The following is a 24,021-nucleotide window of genomic DNA, read 5'->3' as shown; positions in this document are numbered from 1 at the left end:
GTTGTGCACCTTCTGACGCTTCAGAAGGTGCACAACCGCCTGGTCGGCGACGGGGTCAGTCCTCCGAACCGGGCTTCGCCGAGGACAGGCCGGCGGCGATGAGGTCCATCACCGAGGAGTCGGCGAGGGTGGTCGCGTCGCCGACCGTGCGGTTCTCGGCGACGTCGCGCAGCAGGCGGCGCATGATCTTGCCGGACCGGGTCTTGGGCAGCTCCGGGACGACGAGGATGCGGCGCGGCTTGGCGATCGGGCCGATCTCCTTGGCCACGTGGTTGCGCAGCTCGAGCTGGACCGCCTCGGCGCCCTCCGGCGTCGCGGCCCGCTCCGCGTGCTCCCCGCGCAGGATGACGAACGCGACCACGGCCTGGCCGGTGGTGTCGTCCGCGGCGCCGACGACCGCGGCCTCGGCCACGACGTCGTGCGAGACGAGGGCCGACTCGATCTCCGTGGTGGACAGGCGGTGGCCGGAGACGTTCATGACGTCGTCCACGCGGCCCAGCAGCCAGATGTCGCCGTCCTCGTCCTTCTTCGCGCCGTCGCCGGCGAAGTAGAGGCCCTCGAACCGCGACCAGTAGGTGTCCTCGAAGCGCTGCAGGTCGCCCCAGATGCCGCGCAGCATGGACGGCCACGGCTCCGAGAGCACCAGGTACCCGCCGCCGCCGTCCGGCACCGAGTGCGCCTCGTCGTCCACGACGTCGGCGACGATGCCGGGCAGCGCGACCTGCGCCGAGCCGGGCTTCGTGGCGGTGACGCCGGGCAGCGGGCTGATCATGATGGAGCCCGTCTCCGTCTGCCACCAGGTGTCGACGATGGGGGCGGTGTCGCCGCCGATGACGCGGCGGTACCACATCCACGCCTCCGGGTTGATGGGCTCGCCCACCGAGCCGAGCACGCGCAGGCTCGACAGGTCGAAGCCGGCGGGGATGTCCTCGCCCCACTTCATGCAGGTGCGGATGGCGGTGGGAGCGGTGTAGAGGATCGAGACCTTGTACTTCTCGACGAGCTCCCACCAGCGGCCGCGGTGCGGGGTGTCCGGGGTGCCCTCGTAGATCACCTGCGTGGCGCCGTTGGTCAGCGGCCCGTACACGACGTACGTGTGCCCGGTGACCCAGCCGATGTCGGCGGTGCACCAGTAGACGTCGCTCTCCGCCTTGAGGTCGAAGACGTTCTTGTGGGTGTACGCCGCCTGCGTCAGGTAGCCGCCCGTGGTGTGCAGGATGCCCTTCGGCTTCCCCGTGGTGCCCGACGTGTAGAGGATGAACAGCGGGTGCTCCGCGTCCACCGCGACCGGCTCGTGGACCGGGTCGGCCTGCTCCAGGGCGTCGTGCCACCAGACGTCGCGGCCGTCGGTCCACTCGACGTCCTGCTCGGTGCGGCGCACGACCAGCACGTGCTCGACGGTGGTCGCGGGCTCGCCGTCCTTGGGCGCGAGCGCCGCGTCGACGGCGGGCTTGAGAGCCGACGGCGCGCCGCGGCGGTAGCCGCCGTCCGCCGTGATGACGAGCTTCGCCTCGGCGTCGGCGATGCGGCTGCGCAACGCGTCGGCGGAGAAGCCGCCGAAGACCACGGAGTGCGGGGCGCCGATGCGCGCGCAGGCGAGCATCGCGACGACCGACTCGACCAGCATCGGCAGGTAGACGACGACGCGGTCGCCCTGGGTGACGCCGAGCGCCGTGAGCGCGTTCGCGGCGCGGGAGACCTCCTCCTGCAGGTCCGCGTAGGTGACCGTGCGCGTGTCGCCCGGCTCGCCCTCGAAGTGGATGGCCACCCGGTCGCCGAGCCCGGCCTCGACGTGCCGGTCCACCGCGTTGTACGCGGCGTTGAGCGTGCCGTCGGCGAACCACTTCGCCACCGGCGCCTCGGACCAGTCGAGCGTCTGGGTGAACGGCGTCGACCAGCTGACGAGCTCCCGCGCCTGGTCGGCCCAGAACCCGAGCCGGTCGGCCTTCGCCTCCTCGTACAGGGACGGCTGGGCGTTGGCCGCCGCCGCGAACGCGGGGCTCGGCGGGAACGCTCGCGTCTCGTGCAGCAGGTTCTCGAGGCTGGGGGCGGTGGTCTCGTTCTCTGGCACGCTTACCTCCGGTGCGCATCGTCTCTGGTGCGGTCCGCCGGCTCGACACGTCGTGGCCGGGGGACGACGGGCCCCGCGGGGCCTCGCGGTCGGGAGTCTAGACCTCGCGGGTGACCCGGGTCACGCCGTCCCACGGTTCGGCCGCACTCCTCGCAAAACGGTCCCCTCGCCGCCCGGCGTCCGCGCCCTGCGGCCGAAAATCCGTGGGCCGTCGTCGTCGGGCCTGGTAGACGTGCACCATGACGACCCCCGAGGTGACGTGGCCGCGCCGGTCCGGCCCCGTCGTGCTGCGCCCGCCGACGTCCGACGACCTGGACCAGGTGCTCACCTGGCGCAACCGGCCGGGCGTGACCCGCTGGCTGCTGCGGACGCAGGTGGACCCGGACCGGTTCCGCGCGGCCTGGCTCGCGTCCGCGGACGACCCGACCGACCACGGCGCCGTCGCCGAGCTGGGCGGCGTCGTCGTCGGGACGGGGTCGCTCTCGGTAGGCGACGGGATGGGGCAGACGCAGGGCGACGCGTGGCGCGGCGCCGAGGGGTCGCTCGGCTACCTGGTCGACCCGGCCCACGAGGGCCGCGGCGTCGCCACCGCGATCGCGCGGGGGCTGCTGGAGGTCGCGTTCGACGAGCTGGGGCTGCACCGCGTCACTGCCGGGTGCTTCGCCGCCAACACCGCGTCGTGGCGCGTGATGGAGAAGGTGGGCATGCGGCGCGAGCAGCACGGCGTCCAGGACTCATGGCACGCCGAGCTCGGCTGGGTCGACGGCTTCACCTACGGGATCCTCGCGGAGGAGTGGCGCGGCCGGGAAGGCTGAGACACGAGGGCTGAGACACGAGGACGGCGCCCGGGAGTCGAGTCCGACCGAGCGCCGCGCCCGCCAGCCCGGACGCGGGTATCAGGCGCTTCATCCGATCACTGGGCGGGGCCGTTCCCGCCGAGTGGGTCCTCAACCGTGGACTTCCTGTGCGTGGGTCCTGCGTCCGGCTGTCTTCACCCATGGAACGTCACCCCGGACGGGGGCGCAAGCGGTCAGGCGCGGCGCCGCACCCACCAGCGGCGGAGCAGCCACGCGGCCACGCCCGCGGCCGCGACGCCGCCCGCGGCGAGGGCGACGGCGGGCGGCCGGAGGGCGGAGCGGAGCGCCACGGGGCGGGAGAAGGTGAGCACGCCCCAGCCGTTCTCGGCGGCGACGCGGCGCAGCGTCTTGTCCGGGTTGACGGCGAACCCGTGCCCGACGGCGCCCAGCATCGGCGCGTCGGTGACGGAGTCGGAGTAGGCGTAGCTGCGCTCGAGGTCGTATCCGCGCCGGCCGGCGAGCTCCTCGACGGCCTCGGCCTTCTGCTCGCCGTAGGCGTAGAACTCGATCTCGCCGGTGTAGCGGCCGTCCTCGACCGCCATCCGCGTCGCGATGACGTGGTCGGCGCCGAGCACCGTGGCGATCGGCTCGACGAGCTCGGCCCCCGACGCGGAGACGATGACGACGTCGTGCCCCAGCTCGTGGTGCTCGGCGATGAGGTCCACGGCCTCGGCGTAGACGTAGGGGTCGATGAGCTCGTGCACCGTCTCGGCGACGATCTGCTGCACCTTGCTCACCTCCCAGCCCGTCGCGAGCTCGGACAGGTGCTTGCGCATCCGCTCGGTCTGGTCGGCGTCGGCGTTGCCCGCGTAGAAGAGGAGGTGCGCGTAGGCGCTGCGGAGCACGTCGCCGCGGGTGATGAGGCCGCCGGCGTAGAAGGGCTTGGAGAACGCGGCCGACGAGCTCGTCGCGATGATCGTCTTGTCGAGGTCGAAGAACGCGGCGACGCGCGACCGCGATGTCGCCGTCCTCGACGGTGACGTCTCGCGCGGACCTCGATCCGGGCCCGGTCCCTGCTCGGTCACGGGCCAGAGCCTAGCCGCAGGGGTCGGGGCGTCGACGGCCGCGTCCATGCAGAATGTTTGTGCACAACTCTTGTGCAGAAGAGTTGTGCATGGTTATCGTGCACGCATGGACGAGACGCCGGAACGCCCGTACACCCACCTCGAGCTCACCGCCGAGGCGGCCAAGGTGCTCGCGCACCCGCTGCGGTCCCGGCTGCTCGGCGCGCTGCGCCGGGAGGGTCCGTCGTCGGCCACGGCGCTCGCCGCCGAGCTGTCGACCAACACCGGCGCCACCAGCTACCACCTCCGCAAGATGGAGTCGGTCGGCCTCGTCGTCGACACAGGGGAGGGGCGCGGCAAGGAGCGGCTCTGGGCGGCGGCCACCGAGAGCCACGGCTGGAGCGACTCCGACTTCGGCGGGGACGAGGACGCACAGACCGCCCTCGGCTGGCTGGTGCGCGACTACCACCGACAGTTCGACACGAACTACGCGCACTGGCTCGACGTCGCGGACAGCTGGCCCAAGGAGTGGACCGACGTCGCCGGGATGACCGACACCTGGGTGGACGTCACGCCCGAGCAGGCGCGGGACATGGCGGAGGAGCTCGAGGCCGTCGTGAACAAGTACCTGCACATCGGCGACGGCGACCCCCGGGCCCGGCGGCTGCACCTGTGGCGGTTCCTGTTCCCGCTCAACTCCGACGACGTCCCCGACGCCGCGGGGCAGCCCGCCGACGACAGCGAGAGCGAGGGCGAGGCATGAGCCCGCAGAAGGTCTTCCTCCTGCTCACCGCCACCCGGTGGTTCCCCGTCGGGCTGGTCATCTCCGTCACGACGCTGCTGCCCATCGAGCGCGGCCTGACCATCAGCCAGACGCTGACGCTGGCGTCGGTCGCCGGGCTCGTCGTGTTCGCGCTCGAGCTGCCCACCAGCGGCACCGCCGACGTCGTCGGGCGGCGGCCCATGCTCGTGGTCGCGGCGGCCGCGCAGGTCCTCGCGGCGGCGACGTTCCTCGTGGCGCAGTCGATGTGGGGCTTCATCGTGTCGGCGGCGCTGATGGGCATGTTCCGGGCGTTGGACTCCGGGCCGCTCGAGGCCTGGTTCGTCGACGCCGTGCACGCCGAGCGGCCTGGGGCCGACGTCGACCGCGAGCTGGCGCACCAGGGCACCGTGCTGGGGGCGGCCATCGCGCTCGGCGCGCTCGTCTCCGGCGGCCTCGTCTGGTGGCACCCGTTCACGGCCTGGTCGGCGCTCGCGCTGCCCTACGCGGTGTACGTGGTGCTGGCCGTGGTGCATCTCGTGATGGTCGTGCTGCTGATCCGGGAGGCACCGCGGCACGGCGGCCCCGTCGCGGAGGCTCCCGACGCCGGGGGCGCGGGCCGTCGCTGGGCCGCCGGGCTGCGCTCCGTGGTCGGGCAGGCCCGCGAGGTGCCCGCCAGCATCGCGTCGGGCCTGCGGCTCGCCCGCGACAACCGGGTGCTGCAGGGCCTGCTGCTCGTGGAGCTATTCGCGTCCACCGCGATGGTCGTGTTCGAGTCCCTGCAGCCGGTGCGGATGGCAGAGCTCCTCGGCGGCGAGGCGCAGGCCGGCGCCGTCATGGGCCCGGTGGCGTCGGTCGGCTGGGGCACGTTCGCGCTCGGTGCCGCCCTCTGCGGGCTCGCGTCGCACCGGTTCGGCGTGGCGCGGACCGCGCTGGCGTCGCGGGCGCTCAACGGGCTCGGCGCGGTGTGGATGGGGCTCACGGGCGGTCCCGTGATGCTGGTGGTCGCGTACCTCATCACCTACGGGCTGCACGGCAGCTCCGGTCCGTCGTACGAGGCGCTGCTGCACCGCGAGGCGCGGCGCGAGAACCGTTCCACCGTGCTGTCCCTGGCGTCGATGGTGGCCTTCGCGACGTACGCCGTCGCCTCACCCGCACTGGGTTGGGTGGCGCAGGGCTGGTCCACGCCGGTCGCGATGATCCTGGGTGGCGGGTTCAGCGTCCTCGGCGTCTTCTGCTTCCTGCCGGCGCTGCGCGCCGAACGGTCGCGCGCGCGACGCGGTGGTGCCGAGGCTGAGGTCGTGGCCGAGACCATGGGGGAGGCGACCGACGACGCCGTCGGCCGGGCCGAGGGTGCAGCGGGCAAGGCCGCCGCCGAGGACGCCGCCGCGGTCTGACGCGGGCGGGAGCCCGCCCCCAGGGCGGCGCCGTCCACAGATCGCCGCGTGACGCCGTGACGGTCGCCGGGCCCGGACCAGCCTGGGCGCATGGACGACGTCACCACACGCATGCTGCCCCGCCCCGTGGCGGACGCGGGCCCCGCGCCCGCCACGGTCCCGAGGCCGGCCCCGCCCGGTGCGCCCGGTGCACCCGGACCGGCGGTCCGCTGGCCGGTCGCCGACCGGCCGCCGTGGACGACGCCCCGAGGACGGCGGACGATCGCCGTCCTCGGGGCCTGCGGGGGCGCCGGCGCGAGCGTCCTCGCGGCGGCGCTCGCCCAGGCGCTGCGGCGCGACGGCGAGGGCGCCGTGCTGGTCGACCTGGATCTCCCCGGCCCCGGCGCGGACGTGCTGCTCGGGATCGAGGACGAGGCGGGTGCCCGGTGGCCCGAGCTCGCCGCGGCCCGCGGTGACGTCGACGGGGTGGGACTCGTCGCCGCCCTCCCGCGCTGGCGGTCCGTGCCGGTGCTCTCCGGGACCCGGCTGCGCCCCGCGCGCCCCGACGACGCCGTGGTGGTGGACGTCTGCACGGGCCTGCTGCGCGGCGGCGAGACGGTGGTGCTCGACCTGCCCCGACCGGCCGCGTGGACCGCCGGCACGCGGATGCTCGTGGGCGCCGCGGACGCGGTGGTCCTGGTGACCCCGTGCAGCGCCCCGGGGGTGGCGGGGGCGCTCGCGGCGCGCGCCGAGCTCGCCGACCTCGGTGCGCCCGAACCGTGGCTCGTCGCCCGCGGTCCCGCGCCCGGACGGGTCGACGCCGCGGCGCTCGAGGAGGCCCTCGGGCTCCGGGTGGCGGCCACGGTGCGTCGGGACCCGCGGCTGCCTGCCGCGGTCGACCGCGGCGACGGGCCCCCGGTCGGCCACCGGGCGCCGCTGGGACGCGCCGCCGGATCGTTGGTCGGCGCGCTGGCGAGGACGTCGTGACCGCGGGCCTCCCGCTCGTCGACCGGGCGCTGCTGGACGACGTGCGGGCCCGCGTCGGCGCGGCCGGCACCCCGGTCGACGACGCCGCTGTGCGGGCGGCGCTGCGGGCCACGGGCCGGGTCTTCGGCTCCGCCGCGCTGAGCGACCTCACCCGGGCGGCCCGCGCCGAGCTCACGGGGGCGGGACCGCTGCAGGAGCTCCTCGACGCGCCGGACGTCACGGACGTCCTCGTCAACGGGCCGCGCGACGTCTGGGTGGACCGCGGTGCGGGCCTGAGCCGCGTGGACCTCGATCTGGGCAGCCCGGACGCCGTGCGAGCGCTCGCCGTGCGCATGGCCGCCGTGGCCGGCCAACGGCTCGACGACGCCGCACCCACCGTGGACGCGCGGATGCCCGACGGCACCCGCCTGCACGCCGTCGTCGAGCCCGTCGCCCCGGCCGGCGCGGTGATCGCCCTCCGGGTGCTGCGGCAGGCGGCGCACTCCGTGCGCACCCTCGTGGCGGGCGGCGCGCTGCCGTCGCGCTGGGAAGGGCTGCTGGGCGCCCTCGTGACGGGCCGGGCCAACCTGCTGGTGACCGGTGGCACGGGCACCGGCAAGACCACGCTGCTCGCCGCCCTGCTGTCTCTCGTGCCGCCCGACGAGCGCGTCCTCGTGGTCGAGGAGGCGCGCGAGCTCGCGCCCCGGCACCGGCACGTCGTGTCCCTGGCCGCCCGGCGGCCCAACGTCGAGGGCGTCGGTGAGGTGACACTCACCGAGCTGGTGCGCGGCGCGCTGCGGATGCGGCCCGACCGGATCGTCGTCGGGGAGTGCCGCGGCGCCGAGGTGCGTGAGCTGCTCCTGGCGATGAACACCGGGCACGACGGCGGCATGGCCACCATGCACGCGAACGCCGTCGAGCAGGTGCCGGCGCGGCTCGAGGCGCTCGCAGCCCTCGCCGGGATGCCGCGGGAGGCGGTGGCCGCGCAGGCGGCGGCGGCGCTGGACGTCGTGCTGCACCTGCGCCGGCGGGGCGGGTGCCGGTACCTCGCGGAGATCGGCGTCGTGGGGCGCGCCGGGGACCACGGCCTGGTCGTGCGCCGTGCGGCTGCCTGGGAGCCCGGCACGGAGCCCCGGCCCGACGAGGCCTGGGACGAGCTGGCCGCGCGGTGGGCACCATGACGCCCGGGTGGGGCGCCGACCCCGGCCTGACGGCGGGGTGGTGGGTGGCGCTGGCGGCGTGGCTCGCCCTGGCCCCCGCCGGACGGCGGGCGACCGCGCTCACCCGGAGGGTCGTCACGGTGCGGTCGGCGCGGACGGGCGGCCTGCTGCGCCCGCGTCGTGACGCGGCGGCCGGAGCGGAGGCGGTGCGGGTCGCCGTGGCGCAGGTCATCGCCCTGCTTCGCGCGGGGGCACCGCCCGCGGCGGCGTGGTCGCGCGCCCTCGGGGTGCCGGTGGACTCCACCGGGATCCCCGACCCCGCGGCGCTGGCCCCGGTGGTCGGTGGCGACGGCCACGCCCGGTCGGTGGTCGCGGGCGCGGTGCTCGCGCGGGACGTCGGGGCCCCGCTGGCGGCGGTGCTCGACGCGGTCTCGGGGGCGCTGGTGGCCGAGGCGGAGTCCCGCGCGGAGCGGGAGGCGTCGTTGGCCGGGCCTCGGTCGACGGCCCGCGTCCTGACCGGGCTGCCCGTGCTCGGCGCGCTGCTCGGGTGGGCGCTGGGTGCGGACCCGCTCGCCACCGCCTTCGACGGCGGAGCGGGGACGATGGCGGTCTGCCTCGGCCTGATGCTCCTCGCTGCCGGCCACGTGTGGACCGGCCGGCTCGTCGCCGCCGCCCGCTCCGCCGGGGAGGCGGCGACGTGACCGGGCTGCTGCAGGTCGGGGCTCCCGCGGTCTCTGCCGCGGTCGTCGCGGTGGTCGTCGCCGTGGCCGTGCTGCTCGGGGCCGTGCCCTGGTGGGCCGCCGCGTCGGCCACGCGCAGACGGGCGCGCCGGCTCCCCACCGACCGCCGTGCCGCGGAGGCCGACGGCGGTCCGCGTGGTGCGCCCGTGGACGTGGCCGTGCTGCTCGAGCTGCTGGGTGCCGCGCTGCGTTCCGGGGCGGGTGTCCCGCGCGCCCTCGACGCGACGGGGACTGCGCTGGACGAGGCCTCCGGCGCGACGCCGGACGGCGCGGGGCTCCGGGCCGCCGCCGACGCGCTCCGCCTCGGCGCCGACTGGGACTCCGCGTGGCGGCACGCGACCGACCGCCTGGCGCCGGTGCCACGCGCGCTGCGCGGGGCGTGGACCGACGGCGCGTCCCCGTCCGGTGCGCTGCGGGCGGCGGGGGAGGAGCTGCTGCACGCGCGCCGCTCGGCCGCCCGGACGGCGGCGGCCCGCCTCGGGGTGCGCCTGGTGCTGCCGCTCGGGGCGTGCTTCCTGCCCGCGTTCGTGCTGATCGGGCTGGTGCCCGTGCTCCTGGCGCTCGGCATCGACCTGCTGTCCGGGTGACCCCGGGCCATGACTCCCGGGTGCGCCCCGGGCTACCGCGGCGGCCCGTCCGGGCCGGCGCGTCACGACCGGCACGGGACCCCGGCCGGTCATCGAGAGATCACGGAGGAGACATGAGGGACGACGACGGGAACACCGAGCAGGAGAACATCGGGCACGAGAGCGTCCGGCACGCGGAGGTCGGGCAGGAGGAGGTCGGGCTCGCGGACGGGCCGGACGGCGGCGGGTCGCCGGGCGTCGGGGCTGCAGAGCCGCGCGACCCGGAGGCCGGGCTCGCCACCGCCGAGTACGCCGTCGCCACGGTCGCGGCGGTCGGGTTCGCCGGCCTGCTCATCGCGGTGCTCAAGAGCGGCATGGTGAAGGGCCTGCTGGAGGGCATCATCAGCTCGGCGCTGTCGATCGGATGAGTCGGCGCCGCAGGTCAGGAGCCGCCCGGAACCCCGGTGGCGGACGGCGCCGGGGCGACGGGCAGCGGGGCGCGGTGACGGCGGAGCTCGCCGTCGGGCTGCCGGTCGTGGTGCTCCTCCTGGTCGCGGTGCTCAGCCTCGCGGCCGCGTCCACGGCACAGATGCGTGCCCTGGACGCGGCCCGGGCGGGGGCTCGCGCCTATGCGATCGGGGAGGACGACGCCGCGGCCCGGCAGGCGGTGGCGCAGGTGGGCGGCACGGATGCCGCTCTCACCGTGACCCGCGACGACGCCTGGGTGCGCGTGACGGTCACGCGGCCCGTGGTCGGCGGCTGGTTCGCGGGGGCGCCGGTGCGTGCGTCGGGTGACGCGACCGCCTGGGTGGAGCCGTGACCCCGGCCGGCGGCAGGGAACGTGGCGCGGGCACCGTGCTGGTGCTCGCGGTCGCCGCGGTACTGGTGCTGCTGGCGCTGGCCGTCGGGGCGCTGGGGTCCGCGCAGCGTGCACGGGGCTCGGCCCAAGCGACGGCGGACCTCGCCGCCCTGGCGGGGGCGACGGCATGGCGGCAGGGCGCCGACCCCTGCGCGACGGCCGCCGAGGCGGTGCGTCGCAACGGTGGAGAGCTGGTGGCGTGCGTCCCGGAGGGCGGCGGCACGCTCGGCGTGCGGGTCTCACGGACTCCGCTCGGGGCGGCCGCGGGCCCGTGGGCCGACGCGCTCGGGGACGCGGTCGCAGGGGCCCGGGCCGGGCCGCGGCCTCCGGCCGACGATCCGGCGGGCCTGGCCGCCGGGCCGGCAGACGGGGTGACCGCCGCAAGCCCTGCCCGATGGTCGGCCGGGGACGCGGTCGGGAGAGCGGGCGGGCTCCCGATCGCGGAGCCGGACCGCGTGGCGTCGGTCGTCGCGGGCGGGACCGTCGCGCCGGCCGGGACCGCGGAGGTCCTGGCAGGCGCGACGGCGCCGGTGCTGGCGTGTGGAGCGGCGGTCCAGGCCCGCGGGACGTCAGGAGGGGTTGACGTTGAACAGCGCGGCTCGCTCGCTGATCTTGCGGGCGCGGGCCAGGCGGGGCTTGTCGGAGCCGTCCCGGATGACGGAGCCGGACGCCTCGAAGTCGGCCAGGAAGTCGATCGCCCAGGCGACGTCCGCGGACGACGGGCTGAAGGACTCGTTGATGACGGCCGGCGTCTCGAGGTCCAGGCAGAGCTTGCCGGTGAGGCCGAGCGCCACGCCGTCGCCGGACTGCTCGCGCAGCAGGGCGTGGCTGGTGCCGACGGTCGGGCCGTCGATCGGGCCGGGCAGCCCGCCGATGCGGCTGGCGGTGACGAGGCGCGAGCGCGGGTACGCCATCGCGAGCGACTCGTTGGCGGTGCCCGTGTCACGACGGTAGTCGCCGGACCCGAAGGCCAGCCGGAACGCACCGGGGGCGCGCGCGATGCTGACGGAGTCCTCGATGCCGAGCGCGGACTCCACGAGCGGGATCACGGGGACGTGCCCGCCGAGGCGCTGGACGGTGTCGATCACCTGGTCCGGGGACTCGGTCTTGGCGAGCATCACGCCGGAAAGGCCGGAGGCGTCCCGCAGGAGGCGCACGTCGTCGGCCCACGCGTCCGAGCCGCGCTCGTTGATGCGCACCCACGCGCGGCCGCCGCCGGCGAACCAGTCGAGCACCTTCTGACGCGCCTCGTCCTTGCGGCTGTCGTCGACCGCGTCCTCGCAGTCGAGGATCACCTGGTCCGCCCGGGAGAGCTGGGCGGAGTCGAACATGTCGTCGCGCAGGGCCGACAGCAACAGCCACGAACGGGCGTTGGCGGGGTCCACACGCGTCTCCTCGCGGGAACTGCGGCGTTCGGCGAGGTCGATCTGAGTAGTCACCTCACGATGGTAGGTTCCGCCGGCCCGCGCGCGAGCGCGGTTGCGCACAAACCGGTGGCCCCGCCTTTGTCGCCTCCGGCCTCGGGTCCCGGGCGGCCTCCTGGGACCCGAGGTGCGGTCGCCCGGTTCCCGCCGGGGCGCGCCCCGGCGGGAACCCAGAGGTCAGCCCTTGACGGCGAACGGCGCGCGGAGCAGCACCTCGTCGCGGGACGACGGGCCCACGAGGAGCTCGAACTCGCCGGGTTCGACCACGCGCCGCCCCTCCGCGTCGACGAGGGTGCAGTCCGCGACCGGCAGCTTCAGGTCGACCACCACCGACTCGCCTGGGGCCAGGTCGACCTTGCGGTGCGCCTTGAGCTCCTTGGCGGCCCACGTCACCGACGTGACGGTGTCGCTCACGTACACCTGCACGGTCTCCCGGACCGGGCGCTGCCCCGTGTTGGTGAGCGTGACCCGGGCGGACACGACGTCGTCGAACCCGTGGACGGAACCGTCGACGCGCAGGTCGGAGTACTCGACCGTGGTGTAGCTCAGGCCCTCACCGAACGCGAACGCGGGCCGCTGCGTCAGGTCCGCGTACCGGTCGCCGTGCTGCCCGCGGACGACGTTGTAGTAGGTGGGCTGCTGCCCCGCGTGCCGGGCGAAGGAGATGGGGAGGCGCCCCTCGGGCTCGATCTGCCCGAGCAGGAGCTCGGCCACCGCCTGACCGCCGCGCATGCCCGGGTTGGCCGCCCAGACCACCGCCGCGGCCCGGTCCACGGACGGCGGCAGCACGAGGGGCTTCGACGCGACGACGACCACCACCACGGGCACACCGGTCGCCACGAGCGCGTCGAGCAGCGCGACCTGGCCGCCCAGCAGCTCGAGGGTCGCGGTGGAGCGGCCCTCGCCGACCAGCTCGATGCGGTCGCCCACGACGGCGACGACCACGTCCGCGGCGCGGGCCGCGGCCACGGCCTCGGCGAGCTGCTCCTCGTCGACCGGGGCCGGCGCGACGACCGGCGGGCGCGGCTGGCCGTCGGGGAACAGCGCGCCCTCGGGGTCGGGTTCGAGCGTGACGATGTCGGCCCCGCGGGCGTGCGTCACCGCCCACCCGTCGGGCACGTGCGCGCGGAGGCCGTCGAGCACCGTCGAGGTCATCTCGCGCGGATGCCCGTCGGGCAGCCAGCCCGCCTGCCCCGACGCCCCGGCCCAGTCGCCGAGCTGGGTGTGCGCGTCGTCGGCGTTCGGTCCCACGACCGCGACGGTCCGGGGGCCGCCCTCGAGCGGCAGGGTGCCGTCGTTGGCGAGGAGCACGAGGGAGCGGCGCGCCGCCTCGAGGTTTACCGCGGTGTGCGCGTCCGAGGCGATCACGGCCTCCTGGCGCGCGACGTCGGGGCGTCGGGGGTCCTCGAACAGGCCGAGGCGGAACTTCAGGGTGAGGATGCGACGGACCGCCGCGTCCACCGCGGCCTCGTCCACGAGCCCGCGGTCCACGGCCTCGAGGGCCCCCTCGAAGAAGGCGGGGGTCGTCATGATGATGTCGTTCCCGGCGCGGATCGCGGCAGCGGCGGCGTGCACGTGGTCCGGCTGGATGCGCTGCTCCCAGACCATCCGCCCCACGTTGTCCCAGTCCGTGACGAGCGCGCCGGTGTACCCCCACTCGCCGCGCAGCACCTCGTCCAGCAGCCACCCGTTGACCGTGACGGGCACGCCGTCCATCGACTGGTAGCCGAGCATGAAGGTCGCGCAGCCCTCCCGGGCCACACGCTCGAACGGCGGCAGGAACCACGAGCGCAGCTTGCGCCGCGAGATGTCGGCCTCGCTGGCGTCGCGCCCGCCCTGGGTCTCGGAGTACCCGGCGAAGTGCTTCGCGGTGGCGAGGATCCCGGTGGGGTCGCCGAGGCCGTCGCCCTGGTAGCCGCGCACCATCGCGGAGGCCAGCTCGCCGAGGAGGTACGGGTCCTCGCCGAAGGTCTCGTCCACGCGGCCCCACCGCAGGTCGCGGGCGATGCACAGGACGGGGGAGAAGGTCCAGTGGATGCCCGTCGCGGCGACCTCGACCGCGGTGGCGCGCGCCACCCGCTCGAGGAGCGGGGCGTCCCAGGTCGCGGCCATGCCGAGCTGGGTGGGGAAGATCGTCGCGCCCTCCCAGAAGGAGTGCCCGTGGATGCAGTCCTCCGCGACGAGCAGCGGGATGCCGAGCCGGCTCCGCCCCGTGACCGCGTGGGCCTCGCGGACGTTCTCCGGCGAGGTGTGCAGCAGGGAGCCCGCATGCCGCCCCTCCACGGCCGCGGCGACGCCGTCGCGCGCGTCGAGCTGCAGCATCTGTCCGACCTTCTCCCGCAGCGTCATACGGGCGAGCAGGTCGTCGACGCGGGCGGCGACGGGCAGTGCGGGATCACGGTAAGGGGCGGTGCTCAAGGGGGGTCCTCTCGGCGTCGACGGCGATGCGGGTGGCGCTATAGTACCGACTTACTGACCGTTAAGTAAGTTGGATCGGAGCGCGACGGCCGCACGACCGTCGCGTCCCGGCCGAGGTCGCTGCCCGCTCAGGTCTCGAGTATCGCTGCAGGTGGCGAGCAGTTGCTTAACGACTGTTAGACAACTTGCGGCAGGCGGCGCTACCGTCTGCCGCACTCACCGGCCCGTGTGCTTCGAAGGAGAAGTGATGAGAACGTCCCCGTCATCGTTGGCCACGTCCCCGCTCACCCGCCGGGGGTTCCTCACCCTCGCCGGCATGGGCGCCGCGACGGTCGCGCTCACCTCCTGCTCCTCCGGCGCGGCCGGCCGGCCGAGCCCGCGGGAGAGCGTCGCGCTGAAGCCGCCGACGTACGTCGCACCGCCGGCGCTGGACGGGGGGATCGTGAGCTCCGTCGATGGCATGCCGGCCATCTACACCCAGCCGATCGAGAAGTACTTCGACTCGGTCGACGCGGCGCCGCTCGCCGGCGGGGCCGTCACGACGTTCCAGGTGCTGTGGGGCTCGCCGCCGCGCAAGGCGCCCGACAACGAGTACTGGGCGGACCTGAACGAGCGCCTCGGCGGCGAGTTCAAGCCGACCCTGGTCGCGTTCGACACCTACAACGAGAAGATGGCGACGACGATCGCCTCCGGCGAGGTGCCCGACCTCTCCTTCGTCCAGGACCAGAGCGCGGTGGCGGCCAAGGCGATCGACGACGGAGTCTTCGCCGACCTGACCGAGGTGCTCGCCGGCGACAAGATCCTGCAGTGGCCCAACCTCGCGAACGTGGCCACCAACGCCTGGACGGCGTCGTCCAAGAACGGCCACATCTTCGGCGTCCCGAACGAGGACCCGTACCTCACCAACTTCCCCGCGATCCGCTGGGATGCTGTCGAGGCCACCGGCGCGGACGAGATCCCGTCCGACGCGGCGGGGTTCCTCGAGCTCATGACCGAGATCGCGGCGCTCAAGTCCGTGCACGGCAAGCAGCTGTGGGGCATCGCCGCGTTCGACGGGAAGATCCAGTCGGTCGTGCAGTGGATGTTCCGCACCGGCACCACGTGGCAGCTGGACGACGCCGGCAAGCTCGTCAACGTCATCGAGACGGACGCCTACGCCGACGCGCTGAAGTACCACAACGACCTGTGGAAGGCGGGGGTCTACCACCCCGACGCCCTCGCCCTCGCGACGCAGGGCAACAAGGCGGCCGAGATGTTCACGAACGGCCAGGTCGCGATCACGGTCGACTCGTTCAACGGGTTCTTCGGCGCCAGCATCCTGCGGGACACCACGGACACGACGAAGGGTGCCGACCCGCGGCTCTTCGTCCCCCCGGCGGTCGACGGCGGCGACCTCGTCGTCGAGCGCAACGCCGGCTACTGGGGCATGGTCGCGATCTCCGCGAAGGCCGCGGAGGACCCGAAGCGGCTCACGGAGCTCCTCAACGTCATCAACTACTGGCGCGCCCCCGACGGCTCGACCGAGGCTCTGTTCATCAACTCCGGCAAGGAGGGGTTCAACTGGGAGTTCGGCAAGGGGCACGCCGTGACCGACCTGGGCGACCAGGCCGCGAACGACGACCGCGCCGCGCTGCAGTGGCTCGGGGCGTTCAAGTCGCCGTCGTTCGTCGTGCCGCAGACGTCGCTCGACTTCGTCGACAACTTCAAGGAGTCGGTGGAGCCGCTCGTCGCCGCGACGGTGCCGAGCCCGGTGGTCGGCCTCTACAACGAGGCAAGCATCTCGAACGGTGCGCGCCTCTCGGAGATCGACACCGACTACCGCAACGGCATCGTCTCGGGCCGCATGCCCCTCGACGCCGTCGACGAGTACCGCGACGCCTGGCGCAAGGCGGGCGGCGACGCCGTCCGCGACGAGTACCAGGCCGCCCTCGACAAGGCGTCCTGAGACATGGCGGTGCTCGAGCGGCCGGACGCCACGGCCACCCCCCGGCGGGGCGCGGGATCGCCCGCGCCCGCCGGGCGGGACAAGGCGCCCCTGCGCACGCGGATCTGGCGCGAACGGTGGATGTACACCTTCATCCTCCCCGGCCTGCTGTTCTTCCTCGTCTTCGCCTACCTGCCGCTGCTCGGCAACGTGGTCGCGTTCCAGGACTACTCGCCGTACTGGGGCATCGGCGGGTCCGCCTGGGTGGGCCTCGACAACTTCAGCGCCATGTTCTCCGACCCGCAGTTCCTGCGGGCGCTGCAGAACACGCTGGTCATCTCGCTGCTGCAGATCGTGTTCGCGTTCCCGGCGCCGATCCTGCTGGCGCTGCTCCTGAACTCGCTGATCTCCGACCGCACCAAGCGGGTCGTCCAGTCGATCGTCTACCTGCCCCACTTCATCTCGTGGGTGATCGTCATCGCGATCTGGCAGCAGGTGCTCGGCGGGGCCGGACCGGTCGCGGAGCTGTTCTCCGCCATCGGGATCGACGGGGTCAACATCATGGGCGACCCGGACACGTTCAAGGCGCTCGTCACGTCCCAGGTGATCTGGAAGGACATCGGCTGGGGCACCATCATCTTCTTCGCCGCGATCAGCGCCATCCCCAACGAGCGGTACGAGGCCGCCGCCGTCGACGGCGCAGGCTCCTTCCGGCGCACGTGGCACATCACGCTTCCCGGCCTGGTGCCGGTGATCACGCTGCTGCTCATCCTCACCATCGGCAACGTGCTCACCGTGGGCTTCGAGCAGCTCCTGCTGCAGCAGCCCGCCGTCGGCTCCGACGCGGCCGAGGTGCTCGACACGTTCGTGTACTACCGCGGGATCGCCGGGGGCGACTGGGGGCTGTCCACCGCCGCCGGCCTCTTCAAGGGCGTGATCGGCACGATCCTCGTCATCGGGGCGAACCGGTTCGCCAAGCGCCTCGGCACGGAAGGACTCTTCTGATGACCACGACCTCCACGGCCGCCCCGTCCCGTCCGCCGGCGACCCGGCGGCCGCCCGACCCGCGCCGACCGCCCTGGATGGGGCGCCCCTCGCCGGGGGTCCAGGTGGCGAAGGGCGTCGCCATCGCGTTCATCGTGCTCGTGATGCTGTACCCGTTCGTGTACGTCATCGCGATGAGCTTCGCGTCCCGGGCAGCGGCGGCCGAGGGCGGGATGTTCCCGACGTCGTTCTCCCTGGACGCGTACCGGTCGATCCTCGGCGGGGGCGTCGTGACGCGTGCGCTGCTGGTGTCCGCGTTCGTGACGATCGTCGGCACGGCGCTGTCCATGCTCTTCACGACCACCCTGGCGTACGGCCTGACGCGCACCCGGCGGGTGCCGGGGTCGAGGGCCGTGCTGGTCCTCGTGCTCTGCACCATGCTGTTCGGGGCCGGAATCATCCCGAACTACCTGCTGGTGCGGTCGCTCGGCCTGCTCGACTCGTACTGGGCGCTGATCATCCCGGGGCTGATCTCGGCGTTTAACATGGTCGTGGTCCGGAACTTCTTTATGGGGCTGCCGGAGGAGCTGCTCGAGTCCGCCCGTCTGGACGGCGCGAGCGAGTGGCGCATCTTCGGGCAGATCGTGCTGCCGCTGTCGAAGGCCGTGCTCGCCGTCATCGCGCTCTTCTACGCGGTCGGGTACTGGAACTCCTTCTTCAACGCGATGATCTACATCAACGACACCGCGAAGTGGCCCATCCAGGTGGTGCTGAACCAGTACGTGGTCCAGGGGTCGGCGCTCACGTCGATCCAGGCGCCGGACCAGCCGCCGCCGCCGGGGCAGACGCTGCAGATGGCCGTCATCGTCGTCGCGACGGTGCCGATCCTGCTGCTCTACCCGTTCGCCCAGCGGTACTTCACCAAGGGGGTGCTCACCGGCGCCATCAAGGGGTGAGCGACGCGAGCAAGGCGGCGATGGTGCGCCGGGTCACGGCGACCATGTCCACCCGCTCGGGGTCGAGCAGCCACTGCACCTGCAGGCCGTCCATGACGGCGACGACCGCCGCGGCCGTCTCGTCGAGGTCCGTGCCCGCCGACAGCTCGCCGTCGTCCAGGGCCTCGGCGAGAGCTTGCCGCACCATGGCGCGGAGGCCGACGTACCGGTCCCGGAACCACGTCTGGGCGGGGTGCCCGTCGGTCACGGCCTCGGCGGAGAGCACCGTGTAGAGCTGCGTGATCCCGGGGCGCTCGGCGTTCCGCGCGACGGTGTCGACCAGGTGGTCGAGGAAGGCGAGCCCGCGCGGCCGCGACCCGTCCGCGGCGTCGCCGACGCGCTCGCCGTCGCGGGCGCGCAGGAGCTCGGTGAGCAGCCCCTCCTTGGACCGGAAGTGGTGCAGGATCGCCGGCGCGGAGATCCCGACCTCGTCGGCGATCTCCGCCAGCGACGCGTTGTTGTACCCCCGGTTCGCGAACGTCGCCGCGGCGACGTCGAGGATCTCCTGCCGGCGCAGCCGCGTACGGCGCTGCTGGACGCCCTCGGGGCGTGCGGTGGCGTCGCCGGCCGGGTCGCCCGGGCCGGGGGAGGTCGTCTCGGTGGTCACGGTCGCAGCCTATGCGGCCACGAAGAGCGTGCTGGGACGGTCCGGTCGGGCCTCCCGGCGGGAGCTGTCGGCGCCGACGCGTCGGCGCAGGAGTCTCGGAGAGAGGGAACGACGATGGTCGGCTGGGTGAGCAGGGACGGCACGCGACTCGTGGGGGCGGACGGTGCGCCCGCGCTCGCGCGGGGCGTCGGGATCGGTACGTGGCTGCTGCCCGAGGGCTACATGTGGCGGTTCGCGCCGGCGCCCGAGGGGCGCGGCGTGCCGGCCCAGTCTCCGAGGGAGATCGAGGCCCTGGTGGACGACCTCGTCGGGCCGGACCGTGCGGCGGAGTTCTGGGCGCGGTTCCGGGACACGTTCTTCACGGAGGCGGACGTCGCGCGCATCGCGGCCGAGGGCTTCGACCACGTGCGCCTGCCGATCAACTCGCGCGTCGTGATGGACGAAGCCGGTCGGTTCCTCGAGGACGGGTTCGCCCTGGTGGAGCGCTGCGTGCGGTGGTGCGAGGCGCACGGGCTGCACGTCGTGCTCGACCTGCACGGCGCACCGGGCGGGCAGACCGGGACCAACATCGACGACTCCCCGCGCGGGCGGCCCGAGCTCTTCACCGAACCCCGCTACCCCGACCTCACGGTCCGGCTGTGGACGGAGCTCGCGCGCAGGTACGCCGACGACCCGACGGTCGCCGCGTACGACCTGCTCAACGAGCCGCTGCCCGACGAGCACGGCCCGCGGCACGCCGCCGACCTGGTGGCGCTGTACCGCCGTCTCACCGCGGCGATCCGGGAGGTCGACCCGGACCACCTGATCATGTACGAGGGCACGCACTGGGCGAGCGACCCGGCGATCTTCACGGAGGTCTGGGACGACGCGTCGGTGGTCCAGTTCCACCGCTACTGGTCGCCGCCGGACCGCGAGGGCATCGCGGGGTTCCTCGAGGTTCGCGACCGGCTCGGCCTGCCGCTCTACATGGGGGAAGGCGGGGAGAACGCCCCGGACTGGCTGGCGGCAGCGTTCGGGCTGTACGAGGCGGAGGGGATCGGCTGGAACTTCTGGACCTGGAAGAAGGTCGACAACGCCCATTCGCCGGCCGTCGTCGTGCCCCCGCCCGGCTGGGCCGACGTCCAGGCGTACGTCCGCGGCGACGGCCCGCGCCCCGGGCCGGACGACGCGTGGTGCACCCTCGAGGCACTGCTCGGCGCGATGGCGCTGGAGCGGTGCGAGTGGCACGACGAGGTCGTGGCGGCGCTCCTGCGCCGGCCGCCGGTCGCGCTGCCGGCGTACGCGTTCGACCAGGGCGCGCAGGGGATGGCCTACGCGACCGAGGGTGCCCGGCCGCTCGAGGGTCTGCGGCCCTCGGACGCGGTGACACTCCGGTACGAGGGCGGCGACGGCGTCGCGAACCCGTTCGCGCCGGACCCGGCCGAGCGGGCCCGCGCGGGACGGTTCACGGCCGAGCTCGGGCCGGGGGAGTGGGTCGCGTTCACGGTGCGCCCCGCCGCGGGCGGGGCGCACGAGGTCGCGGTCCACGCGTCCGACGAGGGCGGCCGGCCCACCGCGCTCGACGTCCGGGCGGGAGAGACCGAGGTCGCCGGGGCATGGGCCGACGGCGTCTGGCGGGGTACCGCCGACCTGCCGGCCGGCGACGTCGTGCTGCGCGTGGGCCCGGCGTCCGGCGGCCTGCGTCTCGAGCGCCTCGGGGTGACGCCCGCGGGGTGACGCCGGCGGGCGGCGGTCAGGCGGAGGCCGTCTCCGGCCGCTGAGCCGGGGCGTGGGCGAGCACGGCGTCGAGCAGGCGGACGGCGGCGGCCTTGTCGAGCGGGGCGTTGTCGCTGCCGCACTTCGGGGACTGCACGCACGCGGGGCAGCCGTCGGCGCAGGAGCAGGCGACGATCGCGTCGCGGGTGGCGGCCAGCCAGCGGGCCCCGAGCGCGTACCCGCGCTCGGCGAAGCCCGCCCCGCCCGGGTACGCGTCGTAGACGAAGACGGTGGCCTCGCCGGTGTCGGGGTGCAGCTCCGTGGACACGCCGCCCAGGTCCCAGCGGTCGCACGTGGCCAGCAGCGGCAGCAGCCCGATCGACGCGTGCTCCGCGGCGTGCAGCGCGCCGGGCGTCTCGTCGGGGGAGACGCCGGCCGCACGCAGCACGAAGTCGGGCACCGACCACCAGACCGCGGTGGTGGACAGCGTCCGGGACGGCAGGTCGAGCGCCTCGGTGCCGAGCACCTGCATGTCCGGCAGGCGGCGGCGCTGGAAGCTGACCACCTGGCTCGTCACCTCCACGGGGCCGAGGCCCCACCGCACGGGACCCCAGTCGCGACCTTCGAGGGGCCGGTGGCCCCCCTCGTCGATCGCGATCTCCATGACCTCGCGCGACCACGTGCCGTGCTCCACGTCCTTGCGCACGACGAGCGCCACATGGTCCTCCAGGTCCAGGTGGTCCACGACGAACGTCGCGCCCTGGTGCACGTACACGGCCCCGTCGTGCACCTGCCCGTCCGCCGACCCGGCGTCCACGGTGCCGAGCAGCCGCCCGGTGGTCGCCTCCACGACGCGGACGGGGCGCCCGCCGGAGCCGCGCAGGTCCGCCATCCCCGACGCGGGCTGCGCGTGCGTCCAGTACCAGCCGGAGGGTCGGCGCCGCAGGGCGCCGCGCGCGACGAGCACGTCGAGCACGTCGCGCACGGCGGCGGGGTCGCCGAAGGCGTCCAGGTCCTCGGCCCGCAGCGGCACCTCCTGGGCGGCGGCGCACAGCTGGGGGGCGAGCACGTGCGGGTTCGACGGGTCGAAGACGGTGGCCTCGAGCGCGGCGTCGAACACGGCCTCGGGGTGCGTCACGAGGTAGGTGTCCAGCGGGTCCTCGCGCGCGACGAAGGCGACCAGTCCTTCCGCCCCGGCCCGCCCGGCGCGCCCCGCCTGCTGCCACAGGGACACGCGGGTGCCGGGCCAGCCGGCGACGAGCACGGCGTCGAGCCCGGAGATGTCGACGCCCAGCTCGAGCGCGTTGGTCGTGGCCAGCCCGCGCAGCTCGCCCGTGCGCAGGGCCTCCTCGAGGGCGCGGCGCTCCTCGGGAAGGTAGCCGCCGCGGTAGCTCGCCACCCGGGCGTCCAGCCCCGCGGCCACGGGCCGCAGGTGGTCGCGCGCCTGCTGCGCCACCGACTCGGCGCCGCGGCGCGACCGGGTGAACGCGAGCGTGCGCGCACCGGAGGCGGTGAGGTCGGCGAGCAGGTCCGCCGTCTCGGCCGTCGCCGACCGGCGCGGGTGCTCGGCGGCGCCGCGCGTCGTGAGGACGGCGTCGGCCTCCTGCTCGGTGTGCGCGGGGTCGAGGGGGTCGGGCAGGGCCCACGGGTCGTCCTCGTGCGTGGGCGCCTCGCCCGTGGCGCGGGAGCGGTCGAAGGCGGCCACCTCCGGCGGCTGCCACAGCGCGAACGTGCGCCGGCCGGCCGGCGAGGAGTCGGCGGTGACGGCCACGACGTCGTCGAACGGCACGCCGGCCAGCCGCGCCGTGCTCACCGCCGGCTCGGCCGTCGTCGCGCTCGCCACGACGAACACCGGGCCCGCGGACGCCGTGGCGTCCGCCGGGGCCAGCCGGTCCGAGGGTCGGTAGTGGGCGGCGAGGCGCGCGAGCCGCCGCAGCACCAGCGACACGTGCGCGCCGAAGACGCCGCGGTACGCGTGCCCCTCGTCGACGACGACGTAGCGCAGCCCCCGCAGCAGCCGGGCCCAGCGGCGGTGGCCGGGCAGCATCGAGAAGTGCAGGAAGTCGGGGTTGGTGAGCACGACGTCCGCGTGCTCGGTCACCCAGCGGCGCTCCTCCGTGGGAGTGTCGCCGTCGCAGGTCGCGACGCGGGGGCGCGGGGCGCCGTCGGGGATCGCGCCGACGAGCCGCTCCAGCCCGACGAGCTGGTCCGCCGCGAGGGCCTTGGTGGGGGAGAGGTACAGCACGGTGGCGGGGGCGGCGCGGCGCACCGCGGTGAGCGCGGGCAGCCAGAACGCCAGCGACTTGCCCGACCCGGTCGACGTCGCGAGCGCGACGTGCCGCCCGGCCCATGCGGCGTCGGCGGCCTCGACCTGGTGCGCCCACGGGCGCGCGACGCCCAGCGCGCGGTAGCCCTCGACCACGCCCGGGTCGGCCCAGGCGGGCCAGTCCACGGTGATCCCCTCGCGGGCCGGGAACGTGCGCACGTGCGTCAGCCGGTCGGCCCGCGCGCCGTGCGCGGTGAGCACGTCGAGCAGGGGGTGCTGCTCGGGCGCGGGGGTGGGGTCGGCGGGCACGGGCGACAGTCTCGCACCGCGCGGCCGGGGTCCGGAGAGCCCGGCCTCCGCAGCCCGGGAGGCCCGGGGTCGGGCATGTCCGCCAAAGCCGGATGCGCGCGGAACGCGCGGCACCTCGGCGTTTGACCGGGAATGGCATCGGCATCCGGTGAAGAGCGTGTGACCGTTCGCGCACCGGCTTTGTTATCCGTTCGTGACATCGTTCCCTGGTACGCATGCCTCGATCCACCGCACGACGCTCCGTCGTGGCCGCAGTCGCCGGCGCGCTCGTCACCTCTGCCCTGGTGGTGCCCGCCGCGGCCGCCCCCGCGACCGCCGCCACCACCACGACCGCAGCCTCCGCCTCCACGACCACCCGCGCCCTGGGCGTCCGCTGGGTCAAGGCGGACCGGGCTCGGCTGACGAAGACGCCCTCGAGCAGGTCGCGCACCGTCGCCCGCCCCGACGACGGCACGAAGGTGCGCGTCATCGAGCGCGGCCGGTACCGCCTCAAGGTCCGCACCCCCGCCGGCCGGGTCGGCTGGGCGCCCAAGTCCGCGCTCACGTCGGTCCCGCTCGCGGACGTGACCGGCACCCGCTACACGAAGAAGGCCGTCGCGATCCGCAAGGGCATGAGCAGCCGTTCCAAGGTGATCAAGCACGTGCGCCTCGGCACCACCGTGAAGCGCTTGGCTCGCACCACCGGCCGCGACGTCAACCGGGTCAAGGTGCGCCTGCCCGGCGGCCGCACCGGCTGGGTCGCGGCGACCCGTCTCACGACGCGCAACGTCTGGGGCCAGCTCGGCCGCTGCGAGTCGGGCGGCAACCCGCGCGCCAACACGGGCAACGGGTACTACGGCCTCTACCAGTTCACGAGCCGCACGTGGCGCGCGGTCGGCGGCACGGGCCTGCCGCACCGCCACGGCCGCGCCGAGCAGACCAAGCGGGCGCAGATCCTGCAGGACCGCGCGGGCTGGGGCCAGTGGCCGGCGTGCACGCGCAAGCTCGGCCTCCGCTGACCTCGTCGTGGGTGTGATCGTGGCCCTGTTTCTCGTCGAAAC

20 protein-coding genes and 1 pseudogene are annotated in these 24,021 nt (G+C 74.7%); 15 read left to right on the top strand and 6 right to left on the bottom strand.

What is annotated here, in order from left to right:
• Nucleotides 1–55: 55 nt before the first annotated feature.
• A complete protein-coding gene (gene acs, locus ACFWDO_RS16480) occupies nt 56–2,071 on the bottom strand; it encodes an acetate--CoA ligase (protein ID WP_380326185.1) in 2,016 nt (671 codons plus the stop codon).
• A 239-nt stretch (nt 2,072–2,310) separates the two neighbouring features.
• Between acs and ACFWDO_RS16475 the strand changes: the two genes are divergently transcribed.
• Nucleotides 2,311–2,886, top strand: coding sequence for a GNAT family N-acetyltransferase (locus ACFWDO_RS16475; RefSeq protein ID WP_380326182.1), 576 nt, complete (start codon nt 2,311–2,313; stop codon nt 2,884–2,886).
• 215 nt (nt 2,887–3,101) lie between these two features.
• Here ACFWDO_RS16475 and ACFWDO_RS16470 read toward each other — a convergent pair whose 3' ends face one another.
• A complete protein-coding gene (locus ACFWDO_RS16470; protein ID WP_380326179.1) occupies nt 3,102–3,953 on the bottom strand; it encodes an HAD family hydrolase in 852 nt (283 codons plus the stop codon).
• 106 nt (nt 3,954–4,059) lie between these two features.
• Between ACFWDO_RS16470 and ACFWDO_RS16465 the strand changes: the two genes are divergently transcribed.
• From ACFWDO_RS16465 to ACFWDO_RS16425, 9 genes and pseudogenes are all read left to right on the top strand, one after another.
• Nucleotides 4,060–4,695 (top strand): winged helix-turn-helix domain-containing protein, encoded by a 636-nt coding sequence (locus ACFWDO_RS16465; protein ID WP_380326176.1) that lies wholly within the window; start codon nt 4,060–4,062, stop codon nt 4,693–4,695.
• Nucleotides 4,692–6,089: an MFS transporter gene (locus ACFWDO_RS16460; RefSeq protein WP_380326173.1), complete on the top strand. Its 1,398-nt coding sequence runs from the start codon at nt 4,692–4,694 to the stop codon at nt 6,087–6,089. The genes ACFWDO_RS16465 and ACFWDO_RS16460 overlap by 4 nt, the downstream gene beginning before the upstream one ends.
• A 90-nt stretch (nt 6,090–6,179) precedes the next feature.
• A complete protein-coding gene (ssd, locus tag ACFWDO_RS16455) occupies nt 6,180–7,055 on the top strand; it encodes a septum site-determining protein Ssd (RefSeq protein WP_380347045.1) in 876 nt (291 codons plus the stop codon).
• Nucleotides 7,052–8,215, top strand: coding sequence for a TadA family conjugal transfer-associated ATPase (locus ACFWDO_RS16450; RefSeq protein WP_380326382.1), 1,164 nt, complete (start codon nt 7,052–7,054; stop codon nt 8,213–8,215). Before ssd ends, ACFWDO_RS16450 begins: the two co-directional genes overlap by 4 nt.
• Nucleotides 8,212–8,895, top strand: coding sequence for a type II secretion system F family protein (locus ACFWDO_RS16445; protein ID WP_380326385.1), 684 nt, complete (start codon nt 8,212–8,214; stop codon nt 8,893–8,895). Before ACFWDO_RS16450 ends, ACFWDO_RS16445 begins: the two co-directional genes overlap by 4 nt.
• The gene (locus ACFWDO_RS16440; RefSeq protein ID WP_380326388.1) at nt 8,892–9,521 is read left to right on the top strand and encodes a type II secretion system F family protein; all 630 of its coding nucleotides are present in this window, start codon (nt 8,892–8,894) and stop codon (nt 9,519–9,521) included. The genes ACFWDO_RS16445 and ACFWDO_RS16440 overlap by 4 nt, the downstream gene beginning before the upstream one ends.
• A gap of 113 nt (nt 9,522–9,634) precedes the next feature.
• Nucleotides 9,635–9,928: a DUF4244 domain-containing protein gene (locus tag ACFWDO_RS16435; RefSeq protein WP_380326391.1), complete on the top strand. Its 294-nt coding sequence runs from the start codon at nt 9,635–9,637 to the stop codon at nt 9,926–9,928.
• A 74-nt stretch (nt 9,929–10,002) separates the two neighbouring features.
• A complete protein-coding gene (locus ACFWDO_RS16430; RefSeq protein WP_380326394.1) occupies nt 10,003–10,320 on the top strand; it encodes a TadE family type IV pilus minor pilin in 318 nt (105 codons plus the stop codon).
• Nucleotides 10,317–10,619 (top strand): annotated as a pseudogene (locus ACFWDO_RS16425) (Rv3654c family TadE-like protein); the annotation flags it as partial. The gene ACFWDO_RS16430 and the pseudogene ACFWDO_RS16425, both read left to right, overlap by 4 nt.
• Before the next feature lie 309 nt (nt 10,620–10,928).
• On the opposite strand, the gene ACFWDO_RS16420 reads toward ACFWDO_RS16425, so the two are convergent.
• Nucleotides 10,929–11,798, bottom strand: a complete 870-nt coding sequence (locus ACFWDO_RS16420) for an HpcH/HpaI aldolase/citrate lyase family protein (RefSeq protein ID WP_380326397.1) — start codon at nt 11,796–11,798, stop codon at nt 10,929–10,931.
• Between the two features lie 162 nt (nt 11,799–11,960).
• A complete protein-coding gene (locus ACFWDO_RS16415; RefSeq protein ID WP_380324297.1) occupies nt 11,961–14,201 on the bottom strand; it encodes a glycoside hydrolase family 3 N-terminal domain-containing protein in 2,241 nt (746 codons plus the stop codon).
• Between the two features lie 247 nt (nt 14,202–14,448).
• Here ACFWDO_RS16415 and ACFWDO_RS16410 point away from each other — a divergent pair, with 247 nt between their 5' ends.
• From ACFWDO_RS16410 to ACFWDO_RS16400, 3 genes are read left to right on the top strand one after another with little or no spacing between them, the layout of a single operon-like run.
• Nucleotides 14,449–16,146 (top strand): extracellular solute-binding protein, encoded by a 1,698-nt coding sequence (locus ACFWDO_RS16410; RefSeq protein ID WP_380324300.1) that lies wholly within the window; start codon nt 14,449–14,451, stop codon nt 16,144–16,146.
• Between the two features lie 3 nt (nt 16,147–16,149).
• On the top strand, nt 16,150–17,130 hold the full coding sequence (locus tag ACFWDO_RS16405; RefSeq protein WP_380324303.1) for an ABC transporter permease: 981 nt from the start codon (nt 16,150–16,152) through the stop codon (nt 17,128–17,130).
• Nucleotides 17,130–18,065, top strand: coding sequence for a carbohydrate ABC transporter permease (locus ACFWDO_RS16400; RefSeq protein ID WP_380324306.1), 936 nt, complete (start codon nt 17,130–17,132; stop codon nt 18,063–18,065). Before ACFWDO_RS16405 ends, ACFWDO_RS16400 begins: the two co-directional genes overlap by 1 nt.
• On the opposite strand, the gene ACFWDO_RS16395 is transcribed toward ACFWDO_RS16400, so the two are convergent.
• Complete coding sequence (locus tag ACFWDO_RS16395; protein ID WP_380324309.1) at nt 18,055–18,711, bottom strand: TetR family transcriptional regulator; 657 nt, start codon at nt 18,709–18,711, stop codon at nt 18,055–18,057. The genes ACFWDO_RS16400 and ACFWDO_RS16395 overlap by 11 nt on opposite strands.
• Nucleotides 18,712–18,837: 126 nt before the next feature.
• Here ACFWDO_RS16395 and ACFWDO_RS16390 point away from each other — a divergent pair, with 126 nt between their 5' ends.
• Nucleotides 18,838–20,427: a glycoside hydrolase family 5 protein gene (locus ACFWDO_RS16390; RefSeq protein WP_380324312.1), complete on the top strand. Its 1,590-nt coding sequence runs from the start codon at nt 18,838–18,840 to the stop codon at nt 20,425–20,427.
• A gap of 16 nt (nt 20,428–20,443) precedes the next feature.
• Here the strand turns inward: ACFWDO_RS16390 and ACFWDO_RS16385 are convergent, their stop codons facing one another.
• A complete protein-coding gene (locus tag ACFWDO_RS16385; RefSeq protein WP_380324315.1) occupies nt 20,444–22,981 on the bottom strand; it encodes a DEAD/DEAH box helicase in 2,538 nt (845 codons plus the stop codon).
• Nucleotides 22,982–23,196: 215 nt separating this feature from the next.
• Between ACFWDO_RS16385 and ACFWDO_RS16380 the strand changes: the two genes are divergently transcribed.
• Complete coding sequence (locus ACFWDO_RS16380; RefSeq protein WP_380324318.1) at nt 23,197–23,979, top strand: transglycosylase family protein; 783 nt, start codon at nt 23,197–23,199, stop codon at nt 23,977–23,979.
• Nucleotides 23,980–24,021: the final 42 nt, after the last annotated feature.

The organism is Isoptericola sp. NPDC060185, assembly GCF_042728595.1.
Lineage (GTDB): Bacteria > Actinomycetota > Actinomycetes > Actinomycetales > Cellulomonadaceae > Isoptericola.
Note: the sequence above shows the minus strand (reverse complement) of the source record. Positions and strands in the feature narration are given on the sequence as shown.

What these genes read in the sequence shown, in the direction of transcription:
- ACFWDO_RS16475 (WP_380326182.1), top strand. Translation starts at nt 2,311, where the DNA reads ATGACGACCCCCGAGGTGACGTGGCCGCGCCGGTCCGGCCCCGTCGTG.
- ACFWDO_RS16465 (WP_380326176.1), top strand. Translation starts at nt 4,060, where the DNA reads ATGGACGAGACGCCGGAACGCCCGTACACCCACCTCGAGCTCACCGCC.
- ACFWDO_RS16460 (WP_380326173.1), top strand. Translation starts at nt 4,692, where the DNA reads ATGAGCCCGCAGAAGGTCTTCCTCCTGCTCACCGCCACCCGGTGGTTC.
- ssd (WP_380347045.1), top strand. Translation starts at nt 6,180, where the DNA reads ATGGACGACGTCACCACACGCATGCTGCCCCGCCCCGTGGCGGACGCG.
- ACFWDO_RS16445 (WP_380326385.1), top strand. Translation starts at nt 8,212, where the DNA reads ATGACGCCCGGGTGGGGCGCCGACCCCGGCCTGACGGCGGGGTGGTGG.
- ACFWDO_RS16435 (WP_380326391.1), top strand. Translation starts at nt 9,635, where the DNA reads ATGAGGGACGACGACGGGAACACCGAGCAGGAGAACATCGGGCACGAG.
- ACFWDO_RS16410 (WP_380324300.1), top strand. Translation starts at nt 14,449, where the DNA reads ATGAGAACGTCCCCGTCATCGTTGGCCACGTCCCCGCTCACCCGCCGG.
- ACFWDO_RS16405 (WP_380324303.1), top strand. Translation starts at nt 16,150, where the DNA reads ATGGCGGTGCTCGAGCGGCCGGACGCCACGGCCACCCCCCGGCGGGGC.
- ACFWDO_RS16400 (WP_380324306.1), top strand. Translation starts at nt 17,130, where the DNA reads ATGACCACGACCTCCACGGCCGCCCCGTCCCGTCCGCCGGCGACCCGG.
- ACFWDO_RS16380 (WP_380324318.1), top strand. Translation starts at nt 23,197, where the DNA reads ATGCCTCGATCCACCGCACGACGCTCCGTCGTGGCCGCAGTCGCCGGC.